At 70.3% G+C, this 20,399-nt stretch carries 17 protein-coding genes; 11 read left to right on the forward strand and 6 right to left on the reverse strand.

Features of this window, described 5'->3' with window-relative positions; all coding sequences use genetic code 11:
- The first annotated feature begins 13 nt into the window (after positions 1-13).
- From LO762_RS30180 to LO762_RS30215, 8 genes are all read left to right on the forward strand, one after another.
- A complete protein-coding gene (locus tag LO762_RS30180; RefSeq protein ID WP_230619551.1) occupies positions 14-994 on the forward strand; it encodes a carbohydrate ABC transporter permease in 981 nt (326 codons plus the stop codon).
- A complete protein-coding gene (locus tag LO762_RS30185; protein WP_230619552.1) occupies positions 987-1,826 on the forward strand; it encodes a carbohydrate ABC transporter permease in 840 nt (279 codons plus the stop codon). Before LO762_RS30180 ends, LO762_RS30185 begins: the two co-directional genes overlap by 8 nt.
- A 37-nt stretch (positions 1,827-1,863) precedes the next feature.
- Positions 1,864-3,219, forward strand: coding sequence for a GH1 family beta-glucosidase (locus tag LO762_RS30190; protein ID WP_230619554.1), 1,356 nt, complete (start codon positions 1,864-1,866; stop codon positions 3,217-3,219).
- A 52-nt stretch (positions 3,220-3,271) separates the two neighbouring features.
- Complete coding sequence (locus tag LO762_RS30195) at positions 3,272-5,800, forward strand: discoidin domain-containing protein (RefSeq protein ID WP_230619557.1); 2,529 nt, start codon at positions 3,272-3,274, stop codon at positions 5,798-5,800.
- Between the two features lie 318 nt (positions 5,801-6,118).
- A complete protein-coding gene (locus tag LO762_RS30200; protein ID WP_230619559.1) occupies positions 6,119-7,210 on the forward strand; it encodes a sugar ABC transporter substrate-binding protein in 1,092 nt (363 codons plus the stop codon).
- A 71-nt stretch (positions 7,211-7,281) separates the two neighbouring features.
- A complete protein-coding gene (locus LO762_RS30205) occupies positions 7,282-8,082 on the forward strand; it encodes an ATP-binding cassette domain-containing protein (RefSeq protein WP_230619566.1) in 801 nt (266 codons plus the stop codon).
- Positions 8,079-9,326, forward strand: coding sequence for a sugar ABC transporter permease (locus LO762_RS30210; protein WP_230619568.1), 1,248 nt, complete (start codon positions 8,079-8,081; stop codon positions 9,324-9,326). The genes LO762_RS30205 and LO762_RS30210 overlap by 4 nt, the downstream gene beginning before the upstream one ends.
- A 34-nt stretch (positions 9,327-9,360) precedes the next feature.
- On the forward strand, positions 9,361-10,572 hold the full coding sequence (locus LO762_RS30215) for an ROK family transcriptional regulator (RefSeq protein ID WP_230619570.1): 1,212 nt from the start codon (positions 9,361-9,363) through the stop codon (positions 10,570-10,572).
- A 59-nt stretch (positions 10,573-10,631) separates the two neighbouring features.
- Here LO762_RS30215 and LO762_RS30220 read toward each other — a convergent pair whose 3' ends face one another.
- A complete protein-coding gene (locus LO762_RS30220) occupies positions 10,632-11,426 on the reverse strand; it encodes a class II aldolase/adducin family protein (protein WP_230619571.1) in 795 nt (264 codons plus the stop codon).
- Between the two features lie 279 nt (positions 11,427-11,705).
- On the opposite strand from LO762_RS30220, the gene LO762_RS30225 reads away from it, so the two are divergent.
- Positions 11,706-13,358 carry a hypothetical protein gene (locus tag LO762_RS30225; RefSeq protein WP_230619573.1) on the forward strand — a complete coding sequence of 551 codons (1,653 nt, stop codon included), beginning with the start codon at positions 11,706-11,708 and terminating at the stop codon, positions 13,356-13,358.
- Between the two features lie 89 nt (positions 13,359-13,447).
- On the opposite strand, the gene LO762_RS30230 is transcribed toward LO762_RS30225, so the two are convergent.
- Entirely contained in the window at positions 13,448-14,398 is a 951-nt protein-coding gene (locus LO762_RS30230) for an NAD(P)-dependent alcohol dehydrogenase (RefSeq protein WP_230619575.1), read from the reverse strand.
- 74 nt (positions 14,399-14,472) lie between these two features.
- On the opposite strand from LO762_RS30230, the gene LO762_RS30235 reads away from it, so the two are divergent.
- Together LO762_RS30235 and LO762_RS30240 are read left to right on the forward strand one after the other, a co-directional pair.
- Positions 14,473-15,117: a TetR/AcrR family transcriptional regulator gene (locus LO762_RS30235; protein WP_230619577.1), complete on the forward strand. Its 645-nt coding sequence runs from the start codon at positions 14,473-14,475 to the stop codon at positions 15,115-15,117.
- A gap of 290 nt (positions 15,118-15,407) precedes the next feature.
- Positions 15,408-16,292 (forward strand): LLM class flavin-dependent oxidoreductase, encoded by an 885-nt coding sequence (locus tag LO762_RS30240; protein WP_230619579.1) that lies wholly within the window; start codon positions 15,408-15,410, stop codon positions 16,290-16,292.
- Here the strand turns inward: LO762_RS30240 and LO762_RS30245 are convergent.
- The 4 genes from LO762_RS30245 to LO762_RS30260 all read right to left on the reverse strand — a co-directional run bounded on the left by LO762_RS30245 (position 16,233) and on the right by LO762_RS30260 (position 20,192).
- On the reverse strand, positions 16,233-16,721 hold the full coding sequence (locus LO762_RS30245; RefSeq protein ID WP_230619581.1) for a VOC family protein: 489 nt from the start codon (positions 16,719-16,721) through the stop codon (positions 16,233-16,235). The two genes, LO762_RS30240 and LO762_RS30245, sit on opposite strands and share 60 nt — an antisense overlap.
- Before the next feature lie 66 nt (positions 16,722-16,787).
- Positions 16,788-17,513, reverse strand: a complete 726-nt coding sequence (locus LO762_RS30250; RefSeq protein WP_230619583.1) for a hypothetical protein — start codon at positions 17,511-17,513, stop codon at positions 16,788-16,790.
- Between the two features lie 10 nt (positions 17,514-17,523).
- On the reverse strand, positions 17,524-18,930 hold the full coding sequence (locus LO762_RS30255) for an aldehyde dehydrogenase family protein (protein WP_230619585.1): 1,407 nt from the start codon (positions 18,928-18,930) through the stop codon (positions 17,524-17,526).
- A gap of 152 nt (positions 18,931-19,082) precedes the next feature.
- Positions 19,083-20,192, reverse strand: a complete 1,110-nt coding sequence (locus LO762_RS30260; RefSeq protein WP_230619588.1) for an alcohol dehydrogenase catalytic domain-containing protein — start codon at positions 20,190-20,192, stop codon at positions 19,083-19,085.
- Between the last annotated feature and the right edge of the window lie 207 nt (positions 20,193-20,399).

Consider the following 20,399-nt stretch of genomic DNA (forward strand, 5'->3'; position numbering starts at 1 on the left):
GGAAAGGACACCGATGACCACTCTGACCAAGCCGGCTCCCGCGCCCGCGCCGCCCGGCCCCGGCAAGTCCGCCCGCGCCCGGGTATGGCGCGGCATGTCGCTGCCGTACCTGCTGCTGCTCCCCGCGGTGGTGCTGGAACTGCTCATCCACCTCGTGCCGATGCTCGTCGGCATCGGGATGAGCTTCCTCAAACTGACCCAGTTCTACATCCGGAACTGGGCGGAGGCCCCGGTCGCGGGCCTCGACAACTACAGGTTCGTCCTCGACTTCAACGCCGCCGCGGGCAGGGCGCTGATGTCGTCCTTCTGGGTGACGGTCCAGTACACGGTCGCGTCGGTGGCGCTGGCCTGGCTGCTGGGCACCGCGGGCGCCGTCCTCATGCAGCGCGAGTTCCGGGGCCGGGGCGGGCTGCGCACCTTGTTTTTGGTGCCGTACGCGCTGCCGATGTACGCGGCGGTCATCACCTGGGCGTTCATGTTCCAGCGCGACACCGGCATGGTGAACAGCATTCTCGGCGACACCCTCGGCCTGGTCGGCACCGGCGGCGACGCCCCGTTCTGGCTGATCGGCGACAACAGTTTCTGGTCGCTGGTGATCGTGTCGGTCTGGCGGAACTGGCCGTTCGCGTTCCTCATCATCATGGCCGGGCTGCAGAACATCCCTCGCGACCTGTATGAAGCCGCGGCGATCGACGGCGCGGGCTGGTGGCGCCAGTTCCGCTCGGTCACCCAGCCGATGCTGCGGCCGGTCAACCAGGTGCTCTTCCTGGTGCTGTTCCTGTGGACGTTCAACGACTTCAACACGCCGTACGTGCTGTTCGGGGAGTCGGCGCCGAAGGAGGCGTCGTTGATCTCGATCCACATCTATCAGTCTTCGTTCAAGACCTGGAATTTCGGCCTCGGCTCGGCGATGTCGGTGCTGTTGCTGCTGTTCCTGCTGCTGGTCACCGCGGTCTACCTGGCTGTGACGTCACGGAGGAGGACAGTTGTCTGAGCCCCGCTGGGTCTCCTGGGCCCGCCGCCTCGTCCTCGGTTTCCTCGTGCTGTTCACGGTGCTGCCGCTGTACGCGATGCTCGCCTCGTCGCTGAAGCCGCTGAGCGACGTGCAGGGCGACTGGCACTGGCTGCCGACCAACCTCACCTTCGAGCCTTTTATCGAGATCTGGTCGACGATCCCGCTCGCCAAGTACTTCGTGAACAGCCTCATCGTGTCGGGCACCGCCACGGTGCTGTCCGTCACCATCGCGATCTTCGCGGCCTACGCCGTCAGCAGGTTCGAGTTCCGGGGCAAGAACCTCTTCTCGATCACCGTGCTTTCGACCCAGATGTTCCCCGGCATCCTGTTCCTGCTGCCGCTGTTCCTGATCTTCGTCAACATCGGCAACGCGACCGGCATCGTCCTCTACGGCTCCCGGCTCGGCCTGATCATCACCTATCTCACGTTCTCGCTGCCCTTCGCGATCTGGATGCTCGCCGGGTACTTCGCCTCGATCCCGAAGGAGCTCGACGAGGCGGCCAAGGTGGACGGCTGCGGCCCGCTCGGCGCGCTCATCCGGATCGTCATCCCGGCCTCGACGCCCGGCATCGTCGCCGTCGCCATCTACGCGTTCATGACGGCCTGGGGCGAGGTGCTCTTCGCGTCCGTCATGACCGACTCCGACACCCGCACGCTCGCCGTCGGCCTCCAGGAGTACTCCACCCAGGTGGACGTCTACTGGAACCAGGTGATGGCGGCGTCACTCGTCGTGTCCGTGCCCGTCGTCGCGGGATTCCTGCTGCTCCAGCGCTATCTGGTGGCCGGTCTGACCGCCGGCGCCGTCAAGTAACAGCGGCATAACGCCACTTCCTGAGGAGAGGTCTGCCTTGAACACCCCCCTTCCCGCGGATTTCCTGTGGGGCGCCGCCACCGCCGCGTACCAGATCGAAGGCGCCGTCGACGTGGACGGCCGGCTTCCCTCCATCTGGGACGACTTCTGCCGGGTGCCCGGCGCCGTCGCGGGCGGCGACACCGGTGACGTCACCTGCGACCACTACCGGCGCTGGCCGGAGGACGTAGCCCTTATAAAAAGCCTTGAACTTGAGGCATATCGGTTCTCCATCGCCTGGCCAAGGGTGATCCCGACAGGGCGCGGCGCGGTGAACACCATGGGACTGGACTTCTACGACCGCCTGGTGGACGCCCTTCTAGAGCTTGAAATAAGGCCCTTCGCCACGCTCTACCACTGGGACCTCCCCTCGGTGCTCCAGGACAAGGGTGGCTGGCCCGAACGCGACACCGCGTACGCGTTCGCCGACTACGCCGAGGTCGTCGCGCGGCGGCTCGGCGACCGGGTGCATGACTGGATCACCGTCAACGAACCGCTGTGCTCGGCGTGGATCGGCCACCTCGAAGGCAGGTTCGCGCCCGGCGAGCGCGACCTGACCCGCGCCGTCCACGCCTCGCACCACCTCCTGCTCGCGCACGGCCTCGGGATGCAGGCCGTGCGCGCCCACGCCCCCGAACCGGCACGGCTCGGCATCGTCCTCAACCCCAGCGGCATCGCCCCCGCGACCGACCGCCCCGAGGACGTCGCCGCCGCCCACCGCATGGACGGCCACGTGAACCGCTGGTGGCTGGACCCGACGAACGGCCGCGGCTACCCGGCCGACATGGTCGAGGTCTACGGCGTCGAACCGCCCGTCCGCGAGGGCGACCTGGACCTCATCGGCGCCCCCGCCGACTACCACGGCGTGAACTTCTACTTCCGCCAGTTCATCGTGGACGACCCGGACGGCCCCGCCCCGTACGCCCGGCAGGTCCCGGTCGAGGGCGCGAAGACCACCTCCATGGGCTGGGAGGTACACGCCCAGGGACTCACCGACGTCATCCTCAGGTTCAGCCGCGAGTACGGCGCGCGCAGCATCTACGTCACGGAGAACGGCTCGGCCTGGGACGACACCGTCGCGCCCGACGGCTCCGTGCACGACCCGGAGCGCACCGCCTACCTGGAGGACCACCTGGAGGCCGTCGCCCGCGCGATCGCCGAGGGCGCCCCGGTGGACGGCTACTTCGCCTGGTCCCTCCTGGACAACTTCGAGTGGGCCGACGGCCTGGCCAAGCGGTTCGGCCTGGTCCGTGTCGATTTTGAGACGCAGCGGCGGACCGTGAAGTCCAGCGGCCGCCGCTACGCCGAGCTCATCGCCGAGCACCGCGCCAAGCGGGAAGGGAGCCGCCCCTGAACCACCGGTTTCGCTTCACTCCACCCCCCTTTGAAGTTGGGAGCGAAAGACGATGAAGTACCGATCCCTCGGGGTCGCCCTCGCGGTGGCGGCAGCACTCGTCACCGTGCCCGCCGCCGGCCCCGCGGCGGCGGCCGAGGTCCTGCTGTCGCAGGGCAAGCCGGCGACGGCGTCCTCGGTCGAGAACGGCGCGACGCCGGCCGCCTACGCGGTGGACGGCGACACGGGCACCCGCTGGTCGTCGCAGGCCAGTGACCCGCAGTGGCTCCAGGTGGACCTGGGCGCCCAGTCCGACATCTCCAGGGTCGCCCTGAACTGGGAGGCCGCCTACGGCAAGGACTACAAGATCCAGGTGTCGGACGACGCCAGCGCCTGGACCGACCTGAAGACCGTCACCAACGGCGACGGCGGCACCGACGACTGGGCCGTGGACGGCACCGGACGCTATGTCCGCGTCCACGGCACCGCCCGGGGCACCGGGTGGGGCTACTCCCTGTGGGAGTTCCAGGTGTTCGGTGAGGAGCCGGACGGGCCGCAGCAGCCCTGCGGCACCGAGAACGTCGCGGAAGGCAAGACGGCGACGGCGTCCTCGCAGGAGGGCGGCTTCGCCCCGCAGAACGCCTTCGACGGGAACACCGGCACCCGCTGGTCGTCGCAGGCGAGCGACCCGCAGTGGGTCAGGGTCGACCTCGACGAGGTGAAGGACATCTGCCGGGTCTCGCTGAACTGGGAGGCCGCCTACGGCAAGGACTTCAAGATCCAGGCGTCGAACGACGGGAACACGTGGACCGACCTGAAGACCGTCACCGGGGGGACCGGCGGCCAGGCGTCCTACGACGTGTCCGGCCAGGGCCGGTACCTGCGCGTGCACGGGACGGCGCGCGGCACCGGATACGGATACTCCCTGTGGGAGGTCACGGTGAACACCGGGAGCGGTGACGTCGAGGGCGGGGGCGACCTCGGCCCGAACGTCATCGTGGTGGACCCGGCGACGCCGAACCTGCAGGGTGTGTTCGACGACGTCTTCGAGGATCAGGAGGACGCCCAGTTCGGCCAGGGCCGCTACCAGTTCCTCCTCAAGCCCGGGACCTACAACAACATCAACGCCCAGATCGGGTTCTACACCTCGATCTCCGGGCTCGGCCTGAACCCGGGCGACACCACCATCAACGGCGACATCACCGTGGACGCGGGCTGGTTCGGTGGCAACGCCACCCAGAACTTCTGGCGCTCCGCGGAGAACATCCGGGTGAACCCGTCGAACGGGACGAACCGGTGGGCAGTGTCGCAGGCGGCGCCTTTCCGGCGGATGCACATCAACGGCGGCTTGAACTTGGCCCCGTCCGGCTTCGGCTGGGCGTCCGGCGGTTACATCGCCGACAGCAAGGTGGACGGCGTCGTCGCGCCGTACTCGCAGCAGCAGTGGTACACCCGCGACAGCACCATCGGCGGGTGGCTGAACGGCGTCTGGAACATGGTGTTCTCCGGAGTGGTGGGCGCTCCGGGTAACAGCTTCCCCGAGCCGCCTTACACCACGTTGGAGAACACCCCGATCTCCCGGGAGAAGCCGTTCCTGTACCTGGACGGCGACGACTACCGGGTGTTCGTGCCGAGCAAGCGCGAGAACGCCCGCGGCGTCTCGTGGCCGAACACCCCGGGCAGCTCGCTGCCGCTGGAGGACTTCTACGTGGTGAAGCCGGGCGCGACGGCCCAGACCATCAACGCCGCGCTCGCCGACGGGCTGAACCTGCTGTTCACCCCCGGCATCTACCACGTGGACCAGACGATCAACGTCAACCGCCCGAACACGGTCGTGCTGGGCCTCGGCCTCGCCACGATCATCCCGGACAACGGGGTGACCGCCATGAAGGTGGCGGACGTCGACGGCGTCCGGCTCGCCGGGTTCCTCATCGACGCGGGCACCACCAACTCCACGACCCTGCTGGAGCTGGGCCCGGCGAACGCCTCCGCCGACCACGCGGCCAACCCGACGACCGTCCAGGACGTGTTCGTCAGGATCGGCGGCGAGCACGCGGGCAAGGCGACGACGAGCGTCGTGGTGAACAGCGACGACGTGGTCATCGACCACACCTGGGTGTGGCGCGCCGACCACGGCGAGGGCGTCGGCTGGGAGACCAACCGTGCGGACTACGGCGTGATCGTCAACGGCGACGACGTCCTGGCGACGGGCCTGTTCGTCGAGCACTTCAACAAGTACGACACGGTCTGGAACGGCGAGCGCGGAAGGACGATCTTCTACCAGAACGAGAAGGCGTACGACGCGCCGAACCAGGCGGCCATCCAGAACGGGGACATCAACGGGTACGCGGCCTACAAGGTCGCCGACCACGTGGACGTCCACGAGGCGTGGGGTCTGGGCAGTTACTGCTACTACAACGTCGATCCGACCATCAGGCAGCGGCACGGGTTCCAGACGCCCGTGAAGCCCGGCATCAAGTTCCACCACGTGATCGTGGTGTCGCTGAGCGGCAACGGTCAGTACGACCACGTCATCAACGACACCGGCGCGCCGACGTCGGGCACCTCGACGGTTCCGTCGCAGGTGGTCTCGTTCCCGTGACGGCCTGATCACCTCCGTTCCGGAGCGCCCTGAGCGGCCGGAACACCCCGAAGCGGACCACCGCCTCCTCCCCGAGGCGGTGGTCCGTCGTGCGTTCTCCCAGGTAACGCCGGAGTTTCCCGATTGTTATCCGAGACAACAAATTCATGGGCGGCGCCGGTTGTCCCACGCCCCGGTGTCGATTAAGTTGCAGCAAACAACATTCAAACCAGGCCGAACGCCCGCGACCCGGGCGAAAGATCTGGCTCAGCGCTGAACCCACCCCGTATCCCCGGCCCGGCCCTCACCGGAGCCTTCCCCCGAAAGGACCCACGCACCATGCGCAAGGGGATCCTCACGCTCACGGCCACCCTGGCCCTGTTCGGCAGCACCGTCGCCGCCTGCGGCAGCGAGGACGGCGGCGACACCACGGCGCCCAAGGAGGCGGGCAAGATCGGCGTGATCCTGCCGGACAGCAAGTCCTCCGCCCGCTGGGAGACCGCGGACCGCAAGTACCTCAAGGAGGCGTTCGACGCCGCCGGCATCCAGTCCGACATCCAGAACGCCCAGGGCGACAAGTCCGCGTTCCAGACGATCGCCGACCAGATGATCACCAACGGCGCGACCGTGCTGCTGATCGTCAACCTCGACAGCGGCACCGGCAAGGCCGTCATCGAGAAGGCCAAGTCGCAGGGCGTCGCGGTCATCGACTACGACAGGCTCACCCTCGGCGGCGGCGCCGAGTACTACGTCTCCTTCGACAACGGCGCGGTGGGCAAGCTCCAGGGCGAGGGCCTGGTCAAGTGCCTCACCGACCAGAAGGCCGACAAGCCGATCGTCGCGCGCCTCAACGGCTCGCCGACCGACAACAACGCCACCCTGTTCGCCCAGGGCTACAACGGCGTCCTCCAGCCGAAGTTCGACTCCGGCGAGTACGTCGCGGGTCCCGACCAGTCCGTGCCCGACTGGGACAACACCAAGGCCGGCACCATCTTCGAGCAGATGCTCACCAGCGAGCCGAAGATCGCCGGCGTGCTGGCCGCCAACGACGGCCTCGGCAACGCCGCCATCGCCGTCCTGAAGAAGCAGAAGCTGAACGGCCAGGTCCCGGTGACCGGCCAGGACGCCACCGTCCAGGGCCTGCAGAACATCCTCGCGGGCGACCAGTGCATGACGGTCTACAAGGCCATCAAGAAGGAGGCCGACGCGGCCGCCGCGCTCGCGATCTCCCTCGCCAAGGGCGAGAAGGGCCAGACCAACGGCACCGTCAAGGACACCGAGACCGGCGCCGACGTCCCGTCGGTGCTGCTCGAGCCGCAGGCCATCTTCAAGGACAACGTCAAGGACGTCGTCGCGGACGGCTTCGTGACCAAGGACGAGCTCTGCACCGGTGACTTCGCGGCGAAGTGCACCGAGGCGGGCATCCAGTAGCCGTTCCCGCCCACCCCGCCCCGGCCGTCCCCCGCGCGGGACGGCCGGGGCCCATGTGAGGAGACACCCCCATGACCGCGTCTGAGAACCAGGTCCCCGGCCCGGTGATCGAACTGCGAGGGATCGACAAGAGCTTCGGTCCCGTCCAGGTCCTGCACGGCGTGGACTTCGAGGCCCACGTCGGCGAGGTGACCGCCCTCGTCGGCGACAACGGCGCCGGCAAGTCCACCCTGGTCAAGTGCATCGGCGGCATCCACCCGATCGACGCCGGCGACTACCTGTTCGAGGGCAGGCCGGTGCACGTCGGCGGCCCCCGGGACGCGGCGGATCTGGGCGTCGAGATCGTCTACCAGGACCTCGCCCTCGCCGACAACCTGGACATCGTCCAGAACATGTTCCTCGGCCGGGAGAAGAAGAGCGGCATCGTCCTCGACGAGTACACGATGGAGGAGCTCGCCGCCGAGACGCTCGCGGGCCTGTCCGTCCGGACCGTCAAGTCGGTGCGCCAGCAGGTGTCGAGCCTGTCCGGCGGGCAGCGGCAGACCGTCGCCATCGCCAAGGCCGTGCTGTGGAACAGCAAGGTCGTCATCCTCGACGAGCCGACCGCCGCGCTCGGCGTCGCGCAGACCCAGCAGGTGCTGGAACTGGTCCGCCGCCTCGCCGACAAGGGCCTGGCCGTCGTGCTCATCTCGCACAACATGAACGACGTCTTCGCGGTGTCCGACCGGATCGCCGCGCTCTACCTCGGGCGGATGGCCGCCCAGGTCAAGACCCGCGACGTGACCCACGCGCAGGTCGTCGAGCTGATCACCGCGGGCCGCAGCGGAGACCTCGGCCTTCAGCAAGCGAACGGGAACGGAGCCAAGGCATGAGCGCCGTCATCACCAAGCGGCCTGCCGAGGAGGGCACCGAGTCACCGGTGCGCGAGATGGTCGGCGGCTACCTCGCCCGGGTCAGGGGCGGCGACATGGGCGCGCTGCCCGCCGTCTCCGCGCTCGTCGCGCTGTGCCTGTTCTTCTGGGTCGCGCAGCCCGTCTTCATGAGCACGAGCAACCTCGCGAACCTGTTCACCCAGGGCGCGGCGGGCATCGTCATCGCGATGGGCCTTGTTTTTGTCCTGCTGCTCGGCGAGATCGACCTGTCGGCGGGCTTCACCAGCGGCGTCTGCGCCGCGATCCTCGCCGTCACCCTCACCCAGCAGGGCTGGCCCTGGTACGCGGCGGTCGGCGCCGCGCTCCTCACCGGCGCGCTCATCGGGACGCTGCTCGGCACGATCGTCGTCAAGATCGGGATCCCGTCGTTCGTCGTGACGCTCGCGGCGTTCCTCGCCCTCCAGGGCGTGGCGCTGAAGATCATGGACAACGGCACCAACGTCTCGGTCAACGACAAGACCATCGTCGCGATCGCCAACGACAACGTGCCGATCACCCTGGGCTGGGTGATCTTTGTGGTGGGCATCCTCGGCTTCGCCGCCGTCCAGTTCAAGCAGTTCTCCACCCGCCGCAGGCGCGGCCTCACCGGGCAGAGCCTCGCCGGGCTCGTCGTGAAGATCGCCGCGCTCGCCGCGGTCTGCGGCTTCGTCGTCTACGTGCTCAGCATGGAGCGCAGCCGGAACCCCGCGTTCGCGTCGCTCAAGGGCATGCCGATCGTGGTGCCGCTCATCCTCGTGCTGCTCGTCGTGTTCACGTTCGTGCTCAACCGGACGTCCTTCGGCCGGCACATCTACGCGGTCGGCGGCAACCAGGAGGCGGCCCGCCGCGCGGGCATCAACGTCGACCGGATCAAGATCACCGCGTTCGTGCTGTGCTCGGCGATGGCCGCGATCGGCGGCATCATCGCGGCGTCCCGCGCCAACTCCGTCGACCCGAACACCGGCGGCAGCGACGTGCTGCTCAAGGCCGTCGGCGCGGCGGTCATCGGCGGCACGAGCCTCTTCGGCGGCCGCGGCCGGATGCTGGACGCGATCCTCGGTGGCCTCGTCATCGCGGTCATCGACAACGGCATGGGCCTCATGGGGTACAGCGCGGGCACGAAGTTCATCGTGACAGGATTGGTGCTGCTGCTGGCGGCGGGCGTCGACGCCCTGTCCAGACGGCGCTCACTGACCACACGGTGACCTGCCCCCTTCCCTTCCCGTAAGGACCACCCCCATGAGAGCCGCGCCCTCACCCGAGGAGATCCGTCGGCACAATCTGGGGACGCTGCTCCGGCACGTCCACCTGTCCGGCCCCGCCTCGCGGGCGGCGCTGGCCGAGCGGATGGGCCTCAACCGCAGCACCATCATGGCGCTGACCTCGGACCTCACCGCCGCCGGGCTGGTGACCGAGGAACTGCCGAAGACGACCCGCAAGGCCGGACGGCCCTCCCTCGTCGTCCGGCCCGAGTCCGACCGGGTGTTCGTGCTCGCGCTCGACCTCGGCGCGGACCGGCTCGTCGTCGCGCGGGTCGGGCTCGGCGGCACGGTCCTCGACCGCGCCGACGTGGCCCGGCCCCGCGACTCCTTCGACGCCGACGAGATCATCTCCGCGCTCGCCGCGACCGGGCGCCGTCTGGTGCGGCAGGCCGGGGCGGACGCGGTGTGCGTCGGCGTCGGCGTCGCGTTCTCCGGGATCGTGCGGCAGGAGGACGGTGTGGTGCGGCACGGGCCGAACATCGGCTGGGTCGACGTGCCGCTCGGCGCGGAACTGACCCGGCGGATGGCTTTGGGCCTGCGGGTCTCGGTCGGGAACGACGCGAACCTGGCGGCGCTCGCGGAACGTGCCAGGGGCGCGGGCTCCGGCCTCGACGACATCATCTACCTGCACGGCGACGTCGGGATCGGCGGCGGCGTCATCGTCGGCGGGCGGCTGCTCGGCGGCGAGGGCGGCTACGGCGGGGAGGTAGGGCACATGGTCGTCAACCCCGGGGGGCGGCCGTGCGGGTGCGGGTCGCGGGGCTGCCTCGAATCCGAGGCGGGGGAGCTGGCGCTCATCGCGCTCGCCGGCCGGGCCGGGCAGGGCGAGACGGGGCGGCGCGCGGTGGAGATCATCGTGGACGCCGCCGACCGGGGCGACGCGACCGCGCGCGACGCCTTGCACCAGGTCGGAGACTGGCTCGGGTACGGCGTCGCCAACCTCATCAACATCTTCAACCCGTCGATGGTGATCTTCGGCGGGGTGATGCGCGAGATCTACATGGGCTCGGCCGCCCAGGTCCGCAGCCGCCTGGCGGTGGACGGGCTGACCGCCGCACGCGAGGGCGTCCGCCTGCGCACCTCCGCGCTGGGCGAGGAGGCGACGCTGATGGGAGCCGCCGAACTCGCCTTCAGCGACGTCCTCACCGACCCCCTCGAAACCCTCGCCCGGGTCCGCGCCACCGATTAGGGGCGGTCGGCACGGCCCCGGGCGAGCCTTAATCCAAGCCTTGTACGCGGGTTCACGGCTTAGTCGAAGACGTCGGGGTTCTCGCGGATGGTCTGGTCGGCGATCGGCTGGTAGTTGATCCAGGCGACGAGGTCGTTGCCGATCTGGCCCTGGGTGAGGACCGCGTTCTCGTGCTCGATCGGCACCGGCGTCCCGGCCGCCTCGGCGAGTAGCTGCACCTGGCTCGACCGCTCCATCGTGACGAACCACCAGGCGGCGGCGTCCACGGAGTCGCCGACGGTCAGGAGGCCGTGGTTGCGGAGGATGACGGCCTTCGTGTCCCCGAGGGCGGCGGCGATCCGCTTGCCCTCCTCCAGGTCGGTGACGACGCCGGTGTAGTCGTCGAACAGGCCGTGGTCCTGGTAGAAGGCGCACGCGTCCTGCGTGATGGGCTCCAGCTTGCGGCCCAGCGCGGACAGCGCCCGTCCGTGGACGGAGTGGCTGTGCGCCGCCGCCACCACGTCCGGCCTGGCCTGGTGCACCTGCGAGTGGATCGCGAACGCCGCCTCGTTGACCGGGTACCGTCCCTCGACCACCTGCCCCTGGTGGTTGACGAGGATCAGGTCGCTCACCCTGATGTGCTTGAACGACATACCGAACGGATTCACCCAGAAGTGGTCGGTGCGCTCGGGGTCGCGCGCCGTGATGTGTCCGGCGACCCCCTCCTCGAACCCGAACCGGCCGAACGTCCGCAGCGCGACCGCGAGCCGCTCCTTGCGGTGCCGCCGCTCCTCCTCGACCGTCGTGAAACTCGGCGGCAGCCGGAAGATCAGATCCCCCGCCAGCTTGTCCAAGAACTCCTCTTCCAGCCCCATCCCGACCTCCTCGTCCGCAGGAACATGAGCACCCGAATTCTCCCCCCGCCTTCACCGCCCGACAAGGCCCCGTGAGGCGGAACCCGAAACCCGTTCTGGTTTCCCTGGGTCACCCATCGGCGCGCGGCTTTGTCGTGTTCGCCGATCACGGCTCGGGCCACGGGAGGGGCTGGCACTTTCTTGGGCCGCGCCTCGTCGGGTGAGGGGTGTCTGGCTTGTGGGGGATTGTGGGGGTGGGGGAGTGGCGGGTTGGGTGGGCGGCGACGGAGGTGGGTGGGTGTGCGGTTCACGTGGCTGAAGACCGACGGCACAAAGGTCCAGGTCGACACGGCAGTCAAGAGCGATCGGACCAAGGGGGCGGCGAACTACCTGGCGAAGAACGTCGCGCTGGTCTGCGCCGGAGATCTGGCGCGGTACTCCGAGGCACGGCGGTGGCTGGGGACGTTCCGTCTCGACGACTCGCAGGCAGCGCAGCGGCGGCACCAGGCGACGCGGGACATCAAGGCGTTCCTGCGCAGGGCGGTCGAGGTCCGGTACGCGGACCTCTACGAGCTCGCCATGGAAGACGAGGACGCGACCGAGGCGGAGCAGGCCGCGGCCGAGCTGGTGCGGCAGATGAAGAACGCCGCGCAGGCTTACGCCGCACGCTACGAGGCAGCCATCCTGACGTCCCGGCCGCTGCTGAACCCGCTGGTCGTCCGGAACGACGAGGTACTGGCCGAGGTCCAGCCCCGCGATCCGGCGGACGTCGTCAACGCGCTCCTGTCGCTGCCGTCGGGCCCCGCGCCGGGCCGGGTGTGGACGAGGGACGAACTCCGCTTCCCGATCGCCCGCGCGCTGGACCGGCTCTACCCGCTCGGCAGGTCCTGGATCGAACCGAGCGACCTTGAGGACTGGCACACCGCGCTCTACCGGGACTGGGCTGCCGGGCTCCACCTCCTGCCGCTGGCCCGTCCGACGGCCGTCCCGGCCACCCTGCCCGTCCAGCTTCCGCCCGGCCAGCCGTCTCCCGGTCAGTCCCCGCCCGGCCAGCTTCCTCCCGGTCAGTCTCAGCCCGGTCAACCTTCGCCCGTCCAGGCTCCGCCCGGCCAGCCGTCGCCCGTCCAGGTCCCGGCCGTCGTGTCGGCCGATGACGGGATGGAGGTGGAGGAGGCGGAGCCGTTGGGCGATCCGCATGATCCCGAGCTCGTCCAGCCCGCCCCGCGCACCTCGGCGCAGGACGAGCGGCAGGCGGAGGTGCTCGCGAGCCTGCGGTCCCTGCTCGACAGGCCGATGGCGAAGCTCAAGCTGGAGGAGCGCGAAAGCCTCATCACGCTACGGGCCGGACATCCCACCCCGGACCTGCTCAACCTCTCCTCGGCGAACGCCGAGCGGCTTCGTGAGCTGTACACGCTCGTCGCCGACCGCTGCGCCCTGACGCCGCAACGGGCCGAGCGCTGGGCGGAGACCCTGAAGCGGGACGGATTCGACCTGCGCGACCTGCCCGCCACGATCGACCGCCTACGAAGCGAAGGCCAAATGCCCCAGGTACGCGGATACGAGTTCCAGATAAGGCAGACGCTCGAGGCATGGTCGGAGTACCGGTTGTCGATGGTGGAGGCCAAGCTCCCCGGCGACACCCAGCCGTGGCCGCGGCACGACAGGTTCATCGACACCCTCGAATGGGTCGCCCCCGGCGAGTTCCGCTTCCGCGAGTACAAGTCCTACAACGCGGCCCTCGACCTGCCACCAAAATGGCAGGCCAGCTTCATCGACCAGAGCGACGACTACTGGGCCGCCATCTTCGGCAACCCCTTCGGCTACCCCGTCGAGTACGTCTTCGAACAAGGCGTCCCCCGCTGGGCGAGAACCGCCCTGACCGCCAACGCCCCCTACTTCGCCTACGGCCTCCACCTCACCAACCTCCAGACCAACACCACCGAACGCCTCTGAATCCACCCCTCCAGCCTCCTGGCGCCGTCAGGGACGTCAGAGCTTGGCCGAAGGGTGATGGGGCTGCGGCGCTGCTGGTGGGGACGCGGTCAGGCGTGGGGGAGGACGACCAGGTTGCCGGTTTTTCGGCCGGTGTCGATGCGGCGGTGGGCTTCGCGGACGGCGTCCAGGTCGCCGACGATCTCGGTGAGGGGGTCGAGGGCGCCGGTGGCGACGAGGTCGAGGAGGAAGGCGAAGTCGGCGGGGCGTTCGGGAGCGGGGCCCGCGAGGACGCGGCCGCGGGCGCGGACGGTGTCGAGCAGGTCGGCGACGGCGAGGACAAGGGTGCCGTCCGGGGTGAGGAGGCGCAGGCCCTCGGCGCGGGAGATGTTGCCGACGGCGTCGAAGACGATGTCGAAGCGGTCGTCGAGCGTGGTGACGGGCGTCGCCGTGTAGTCGACGGCGCGGTGGGCGCCCAGCCGTGTCACGAGGTCGTGGTTCCGGCGGCTGGCCACGGCCGTCACGGTGGCGCCGAAGTGCGCGGCGAGCTGCACCGCGCTGGAGCCGACCGCGCCCGACGCGCCGTTCACGAGGACCGTCCGCCCGGCGGCGACCCCCGCCTTCCGCAGGAAGTGCAGCGCCGTCGAGCCGCCGAACAGCGCGCCCGCCGCCTCCGCGTGCCCGACTTGTTCGGGTTTACCGGTGAACTTCGAGGCGGGTGCCGCGACGAACTCGGCGTGGCCGCGCAGCCGGGCGCCGGTCATGCCGGCGATCTCGTCGCCCGGGGCGAACGCCGTGACGTCGGGCGCGACCCGCTCGACGCGACCGGAGAGCGCGCCGCCCAGGATCCGGGCGCGCGGCCCGCGGATGCCGACGCCGAGCCGGGCGAGCGCGCCGAAGCCGCGTGGGAAGCGGCCCGAGCGCAGGCGCGCGTCGCCCGACGTGACGGCGACCGCCTCGACGCGGACGACCACCTCCCCGGCGCGCGGCTCCGGCGTCGGCACCTCGGTGACGACGACGCTGTCGGGCGGTCCGTAACGGTCGACGTAAGCGGCTCGCACGGGGGTTCTCCTTACACTCGTAAGTCTCGTTCGGAACAGTAGCCTTACGTCCGTAAGAGCACAAGGGGGGCGAGATGACCGATCGAGCGCCGCTCAGCGAGCGCCGCATCATCGAGGCGGCGGCGGCCGTCGCCGACCGCGGCGGGCTCACCGCCGTCAGCATGCGGAACGTCGGCAAGGAACTCGGCGTGGAGGCGATGTCGCTCTACCATCACGTCGCGAACAAAGAGGCGTTGCTCGACGCGCTCGCCGACTGGGTTTTTTCAAGCATTGAACTCCCCGAGATCGGGGCGCCGTGGCAGGAGGGCATGCGGCGACGGGCGGTGTCCGCCCGCGACGTTCTCGCGCGCCACCCGTGGGCGCTCACGCTCATCGAGTCGCGCGGCAACCCGGGCCCCGCGCTCCTGCGCCACCACAACGCGGTCATCGGCTGCCTGCGCCGCGACGGCTTCCCGGTCCGCCTCGCCGCCCACGCCTTCTCGGTCATCGACGCCTACATCTACGGCTTTGTCCTCACCGAACAGAACCTCCCGTTCGACACCACAACCAACCCCGCCGACTTCGCCACCGAGATCGCCCCACCCCCCGCCGACTACCCCTACCTGGCCGAACTGGTCACCGAACTCATCACCACCCCCGACTACACCTTCACCGCCGAGTTCACCTACGGCCTGGACCTCATCCTCACCGAACTGGAAAACCGCCTCCCCACCCCCTAACCCACCACCCACCACCCACCCCACCCCGAGCTGTGCGGAACCTTCGGGGCGGCCCATACGGAACCGTCGGTGCGGCCCACACCCCCGAGCTGTCCGGAATCAGCGGGGCACATCAAGCTGTCCGGAACCTTCGGGGCGGCTCAGCCGGAGTGGGGCTTGTGGGAGTGCGTCCTGATGGTGGCTCGTGGATCGGACGGGGGCTCGTTGAGGGCTTTGACTTGGGCTTGTTTTAAGGGTGGGCGGTGGAGGGCGCGTGTGGTCGGGGGTGGGGGGTCTGGGAGGATAGGGGGATGAATGTCGGGGTGGTGCTCTGGCCGATCGCGGAGTGGCCGGAGATGGGTGCGCAGTGGCGGCAGGTTGAGGAGATGGGGTTCCACACCGGGTGGGTGTACGACCATCTGGCGTGGCGCGGGCACAGTCCGTGGGACGACGCGCTGACGTCGCTCGCGGCCGCCGCCGCGGTGACCTCGACGCTCCGGCTGGGCACGCTGGTGACGTCGCCGAACTTCCGGCATCCGCTGCCGACGGCGCACGCCGTCAAGACGCTCGACCGGATCAGCGGCGGCCGGATCACCCTCGGCGTCGGCGCGGGCGGCACGTCGCACACCTCCGACGGCGACGTCCTGGACGAGGAGTGGTCGCCGCGCAAACGGGCCGACCGGTACGCCGAGTGGGTGGGGCAGCTCGACGCGCTCCTCACCGAGGCGCCCGTGACGGTGAAGGGCGAGTACTGGGCGGCGCGTGACGTCACCGTCGCGCCCGGACTCGTCCAGCGGCCCCGGCCGCCGTTCTACGTCGCGGGGGAGGGCCCGCGCGGGATGCGGCTCGCCGTCAGGTACGGGCAGGGCTGGATCGCCAACCCGGCGAGCCCCGACGCGCCCGCGCTCGACCTCGTCCGCTCGCGCATGGCGTGGCTCGGCGAGGCGTGCGAGGAGAGCGGACGCGACTTCCGTTCACTCCGCCGCCTCCTGCTCACCGGCTTCACCCCCGACCCGTGGACCCGCTCACTTTCCGACTTCGTCGAACTCTACGAGTCCTACGCCGACGCGGGCATCACCGACGTCGCCCTCCACTGGCCCCGCCCCGACACCCCCTGGGACGCCGACCCCGACGTCCTAGCCGAGATAGCCACCTGGCACCAAACCCAACACCAATCCCCCCAAAGCCCCACCTAACCCCCGCCCCGGTGCCGGGCCCTGGGCGGCGCGGCGCCCAGCTGGCCTCGCGCCTGTTAAGAGGTTGTAGGGGTTGTAGGTGCTGATGGTCCAGTGGTGGCCGGCGGGGTCGAGGGCCGTGTAGTCGCGGCCGCCGTAGCCGGAGTCGCGGGGTTCGTGCAGGACGCGGGCGCCCGCGGACAGGGCGCGGGCGTAGTGGGCGTCCAGGTCGGCGACGTGGACGATGAGCCACATCGGCGCCGGATCCACCGCCGCGATGGGCATGATGAGCCCTCCGTCGCCGAGGGCGAGTTCGGCGTGCTGCACGCCGCCCGAGGTGTCCTCGACCACCAGGTGGGGGGTGAAGCCGAACGCGTCGCACAGGAACGTGATCGCGCCTGAGACGTCGCGGTAGGGCACCACGGGGTAGATGGAAGGGTTGCTGCTCAACGGGACCGACCTCCCCAATCGGTTTCCCCCTCAAGCTAAGCCACGGCGAAAGCGCCCGCTTGCGTTCTACTCGAAGAGCTGCCCACAAGCGAGAAGACGGCTTAGTTCGAACCATGAAACAAGCCCCAGTTGCCGCACGGGCGACGCGGACGGTCCGCCGTCACGCGGCACCCGGGAGCCGTCCGCGACGTCCCAACCGCCGAACGCGCCCGCGACGGCGCACTCCAGGTAGGCGGCCGGGTCGAAGTTGCGCCACCGCGCCGGGACCGCGCGCGGCCCCGAGCCGTAGGGCCGCGGCGCGGGCGACACCCCGTGCACCGGCGCCGCCGGGTGCACGACGAAGTCCTCAAGATCGGCGATCTGGGAGAGCAGCACTTTCTCCCAGTCGGCCTGCGTCGCGGGATCGCCGGACAGCGAGAGGTCCTTGCCCGACCAGGCGGGGTCGAACGCGGGCGGCGGCGACCCGGCCGCCGCGGAGAACAGCGCGGCCACCTGGTCGGGTTCGAGCCGCGCCGTGTCGCGCAGCGCGGACCCGACCTTCCACAGCGAGCGCAGCAGCGCCGACAGCGACCACGCGGCGGCCCGCGCGTCCTTGCCGATGCGCAACAGGTGCAGGTACAGGTCGCGGTTGGTGGCCAGCTGGGGCCCCGGCGGGCCGTCCACCCAGTACATCCGCGTCTGCGGGACGCCGCTCTCGAACGTCAGCACCTGGGCGAGCGCCGACACCCGGGTCTGGTGCCGGGCGACCCGTACCTGATTGCCGCTGCCGTCCTCGCGCAAAACGTCCCACATGAGGATGAACTTACAGCCTGTTGCGGTGCCTCACTTGCACCTCGGTGAAGCCCTCGAGCCCCCACGTCCCGTTCTCGGTGCCCACGCCGCTCCACTTCACCCCGCCGAACGGCTGTCCCGGGTGCACCGCGAGGTGCGTGTTGACCCAGGCGGTGCCGCACTCCAGCGCGGACGCGACCTCCCACGCCCGGTCGGCGTCGGCACCCCAGACGGAGCCGGACAGGCCGAAGTGCGTCCCGTTGGCGCGCTCGACGGCCTCCTCGACCGTCGAGTACCGCACGACGGGCAGCGCCGGGCCGAACTGCTCCTCGTCGACGATGGCGAACCCGTCGGTGGCTCCGGCGAGAATCGTCGGCTCGTGAAAAAAGCCGGGGCCTTCGACCGGACCGCCGCCGGTGACGGCCGTCGCGCCCCTGGCGAGCGCGTCCGCGACGAGCGCGGCCACCCTGTCGCGCTGCGGCGCGTTGTTGAGCGGACCATGGGTCACGCCTTCTTCCATGCCGTCACCGACCTTGGCGGCCCGCGCCTGGTCGGCGAGCGCCTCGACGAGGTCGTCGTGCAGCGCGTCCGGCACGTACACGCGTTTGATGGCCGAGCAGACCTGGCCGTTGTTCGCGAACGCCCGGTCGAACAGCTTCGGCGCGATCTCGGCGGGGTCGGCGTCCGGGAGGACGATGGCGGGGTCGTTGCCGCCGAGTTCCAGGGTGACGCGCTTGAGGTCGTCGGAGGCCGCCGCAGCCACCCGCTTGCCTGTCGCGACGCTGCCCGTGAAGCTCACCTTGCGCGGCACCGGATGCGCCGTCATCTGCGCGCCGAGGGGGTCACGGCCGCTTACGACATTGAGCACGCCGGGCGGGAGCACGGAAGCCAGGAGTTCGCCCACCGCGAGCGTCGTCAGCGGCGTGTAGGGCGACGGCTTCAGGACCATCGTGTTGCCCGCGAGCAGGGCCGGGCCGACCTTCCAGCAGGCGAGCATCAGGGGGAAGTTCCACGGGGTGATGGCCGCCACCACGCCCATGGGACGGCGTACCACCTCGACGTAAGCCGCCTCGTCGTCACGGATGACCTCGTGCGGGATGGGCATGTCGGCGTGGTGCTTCAGCCAGAAGCCCGCGCCGAAGACCTCCGCCGCGGCGTCCTGGAGCGGTTTGCCCTGCTCGCCCGTGAGGACGGGCGCCAGGTCGTTGGCCTTGGCCATGAGGAGGTCGCCCGCGGCGTGCAGGGCGGCGCGGCGGGCGTCCAGGTCGTCCTTCCAGCCGCGGTAGGCGGTGCGGGCCGACTCGAACGCGGCGTCGAGCTGGGCGGGGGAGCAGTCGGGGGCCTGCGCGTGCGCCTGCCCGGTCGCGGGGTTGACGACGTCGAAGCTGTGCTCGCCCTTGACGCTTCGACCGCCGATGGTCATGCCGTACTGGGTCATTCGAGGCTCCACCGAATCGGATTCTGTTTCCCGCCCATCGTGGCTCACGAGAGGTGTTCCGGGGAAGCCTCAGGGGCGGCTCGGCCTTTTTTTAAGGCCAAGCCGCCTGTTCTCGCAGGGTGTTCGGGGATCTGGCGATCCGGTGCGCGCCGTCAGTCGAAGGTGATGATCTGGCGGATCGCGAGGCCGTCGGCCAGGGTGTCCATCGCCTCGTTGATCTCGCTGAGCCTGATCCGGGAGGAGATGAGCTCCTCGACGGGGAGCCTGCCCTCGCGCCACATCCGCGCATAGATCGGAATGTCGCGGGAGGGGACGGCGGAACCGAGGTAGGAACCGACGATCGTCCGCGCCTCGGCCGTCAGGACGAGCGGCTCGATCGCCGACGTCGCGCCCGGCGCGGGCAGGCCCACGGTGACGGTTGTGCCGCCCGGCGCGGTGATCCGCACGGCCGTCTCGAACGCCTTCGGGTGCCCGGCCGCCTCCACCACGATGTCCGGCCGGACGCCGGAGGCCAGCACCCCGTCCGGCGAGTACACCTCGTCGGCGCCGAGCTCCGTCGCCCGCTCCAGCTTCGCGGGCACCGCGTCGATCCCGACGACCCTGGCGACGCCCAGGGCCTTCGCGGTGAGGAGCGCGGCCATCCCCACCCCGCCGAGCCCGACGACCGCCACGGTGTCCTCAGGGCCCGGACGCGCCGCGTTGAGCAGCGCCCCGCCCCCGGTGAGGACGGCGCAGCCGAGCACCGCCGCGACGTCCGGCGGCACGTCGTCGTCCACCGGGACGAGCGAGCGCCGGTCCACCACCGCGTGCGTCGCGAACCCGGACACGCCCAGGTGGTGGTGCACCTCCGCCCCGTCCCGCGACAGCCGCCGTTCGCCGCTGAGCAGCGTCCCCACCCCGTTGGCGGCGGACCCGGGCGTACACGGCATCCTGCCGTCCGTCTTGCATGCCCGACATTCCCCGCATCTAGGCAGGAACGCCATGACGACCCGCTGCCCGACCTTGAGGTCCTCGACGCCTTCCCCCAGCGCCTCGACGCGCCCGGCCGACTCGTGCCCCAACAGCATCGGCACCGGCCGCACCCGATGCCCGTTCACCACCGAAAGGTCCGAGTGGCACACCCCCGCCGCCTCGATCCGCACCAGCACCTCTCCGGCGCCGGGCTCGGCAAGCCGCACTTCACCCACCCGAAGAGGCCGGGACCCCGCATAGGGCCGCTCCGCCCCCACCTGCTCCAACACCGCCCCGGTGATGACCCTCACACCCAACTCCTCCCACACCCAGATCTCTGCACCCCGACCGTACGCCACCCCCACCCTCCGCCTCCTATGCGCCCGCCCACCCTCCCCGCGCCCCCCTGTGCCCCGCCCAAACCCGCCGATCCCGTGCCCCGGCCAGCCGTGCGACGCCGTTGCGCTCCCTCGGCACCGCGTCCGTCGTCGCCCGTGCCGCCACGTCCCGGTCGTGCG

It is taken from the genome of Actinocorallia sp. API 0066, from assembly GCF_020991275.1.
Taxonomy (GTDB): Bacteria; Actinomycetota; Actinomycetes; order Streptosporangiales; family Streptosporangiaceae; genus Actinocorallia.

Coding starts and splice junctions, on each gene's coding strand:
- LO762_RS30255 (WP_230619585.1), bottom strand. CDS start 18,930: ATGACCCAGTACGGCATGACCATCGGCGGTCGAAGCGTCAAGGGCGAG.
- LO762_RS30205 (WP_230619566.1), top strand. CDS start 7,282: ATGACCGCGTCTGAGAACCAGGTCCCCGGCCCGGTGATCGAACTGCGA.
- LO762_RS30240 (WP_230619579.1), top strand. CDS start 15,408: ATGAATGTCGGGGTGGTGCTCTGGCCGATCGCGGAGTGGCCGGAGATG.
- LO762_RS30250 (WP_230619583.1), bottom strand. CDS start 17,513: ATGTGGGACGTTTTGCGCGAGGACGGCAGCGGCAATCAGGTACGGGTC.
- LO762_RS30220 (WP_230619571.1), bottom strand. CDS start 11,426: ATGGGGCTGGAAGAGGAGTTCTTGGACAAGCTGGCGGGGGATCTGATC.
- LO762_RS30200 (WP_230619559.1), top strand. CDS start 6,119: ATGCGCAAGGGGATCCTCACGCTCACGGCCACCCTGGCCCTGTTCGGC.
- LO762_RS30215 (WP_230619570.1), top strand. CDS start 9,361: ATGAGAGCCGCGCCCTCACCCGAGGAGATCCGTCGGCACAATCTGGGG.
- LO762_RS30235 (WP_230619577.1), top strand. CDS start 14,473: ATGACCGATCGAGCGCCGCTCAGCGAGCGCCGCATCATCGAGGCGGCG.
- LO762_RS30180 (WP_230619551.1), top strand. CDS start 14: ATGACCACTCTGACCAAGCCGGCTCCCGCGCCCGCGCCGCCCGGCCCC.
- LO762_RS30210 (WP_230619568.1), top strand. CDS start 8,079: ATGAGCGCCGTCATCACCAAGCGGCCTGCCGAGGAGGGCACCGAGTCA.
- LO762_RS30195 (WP_230619557.1), top strand. CDS start 3,272: ATGAAGTACCGATCCCTCGGGGTCGCCCTCGCGGTGGCGGCAGCACTC.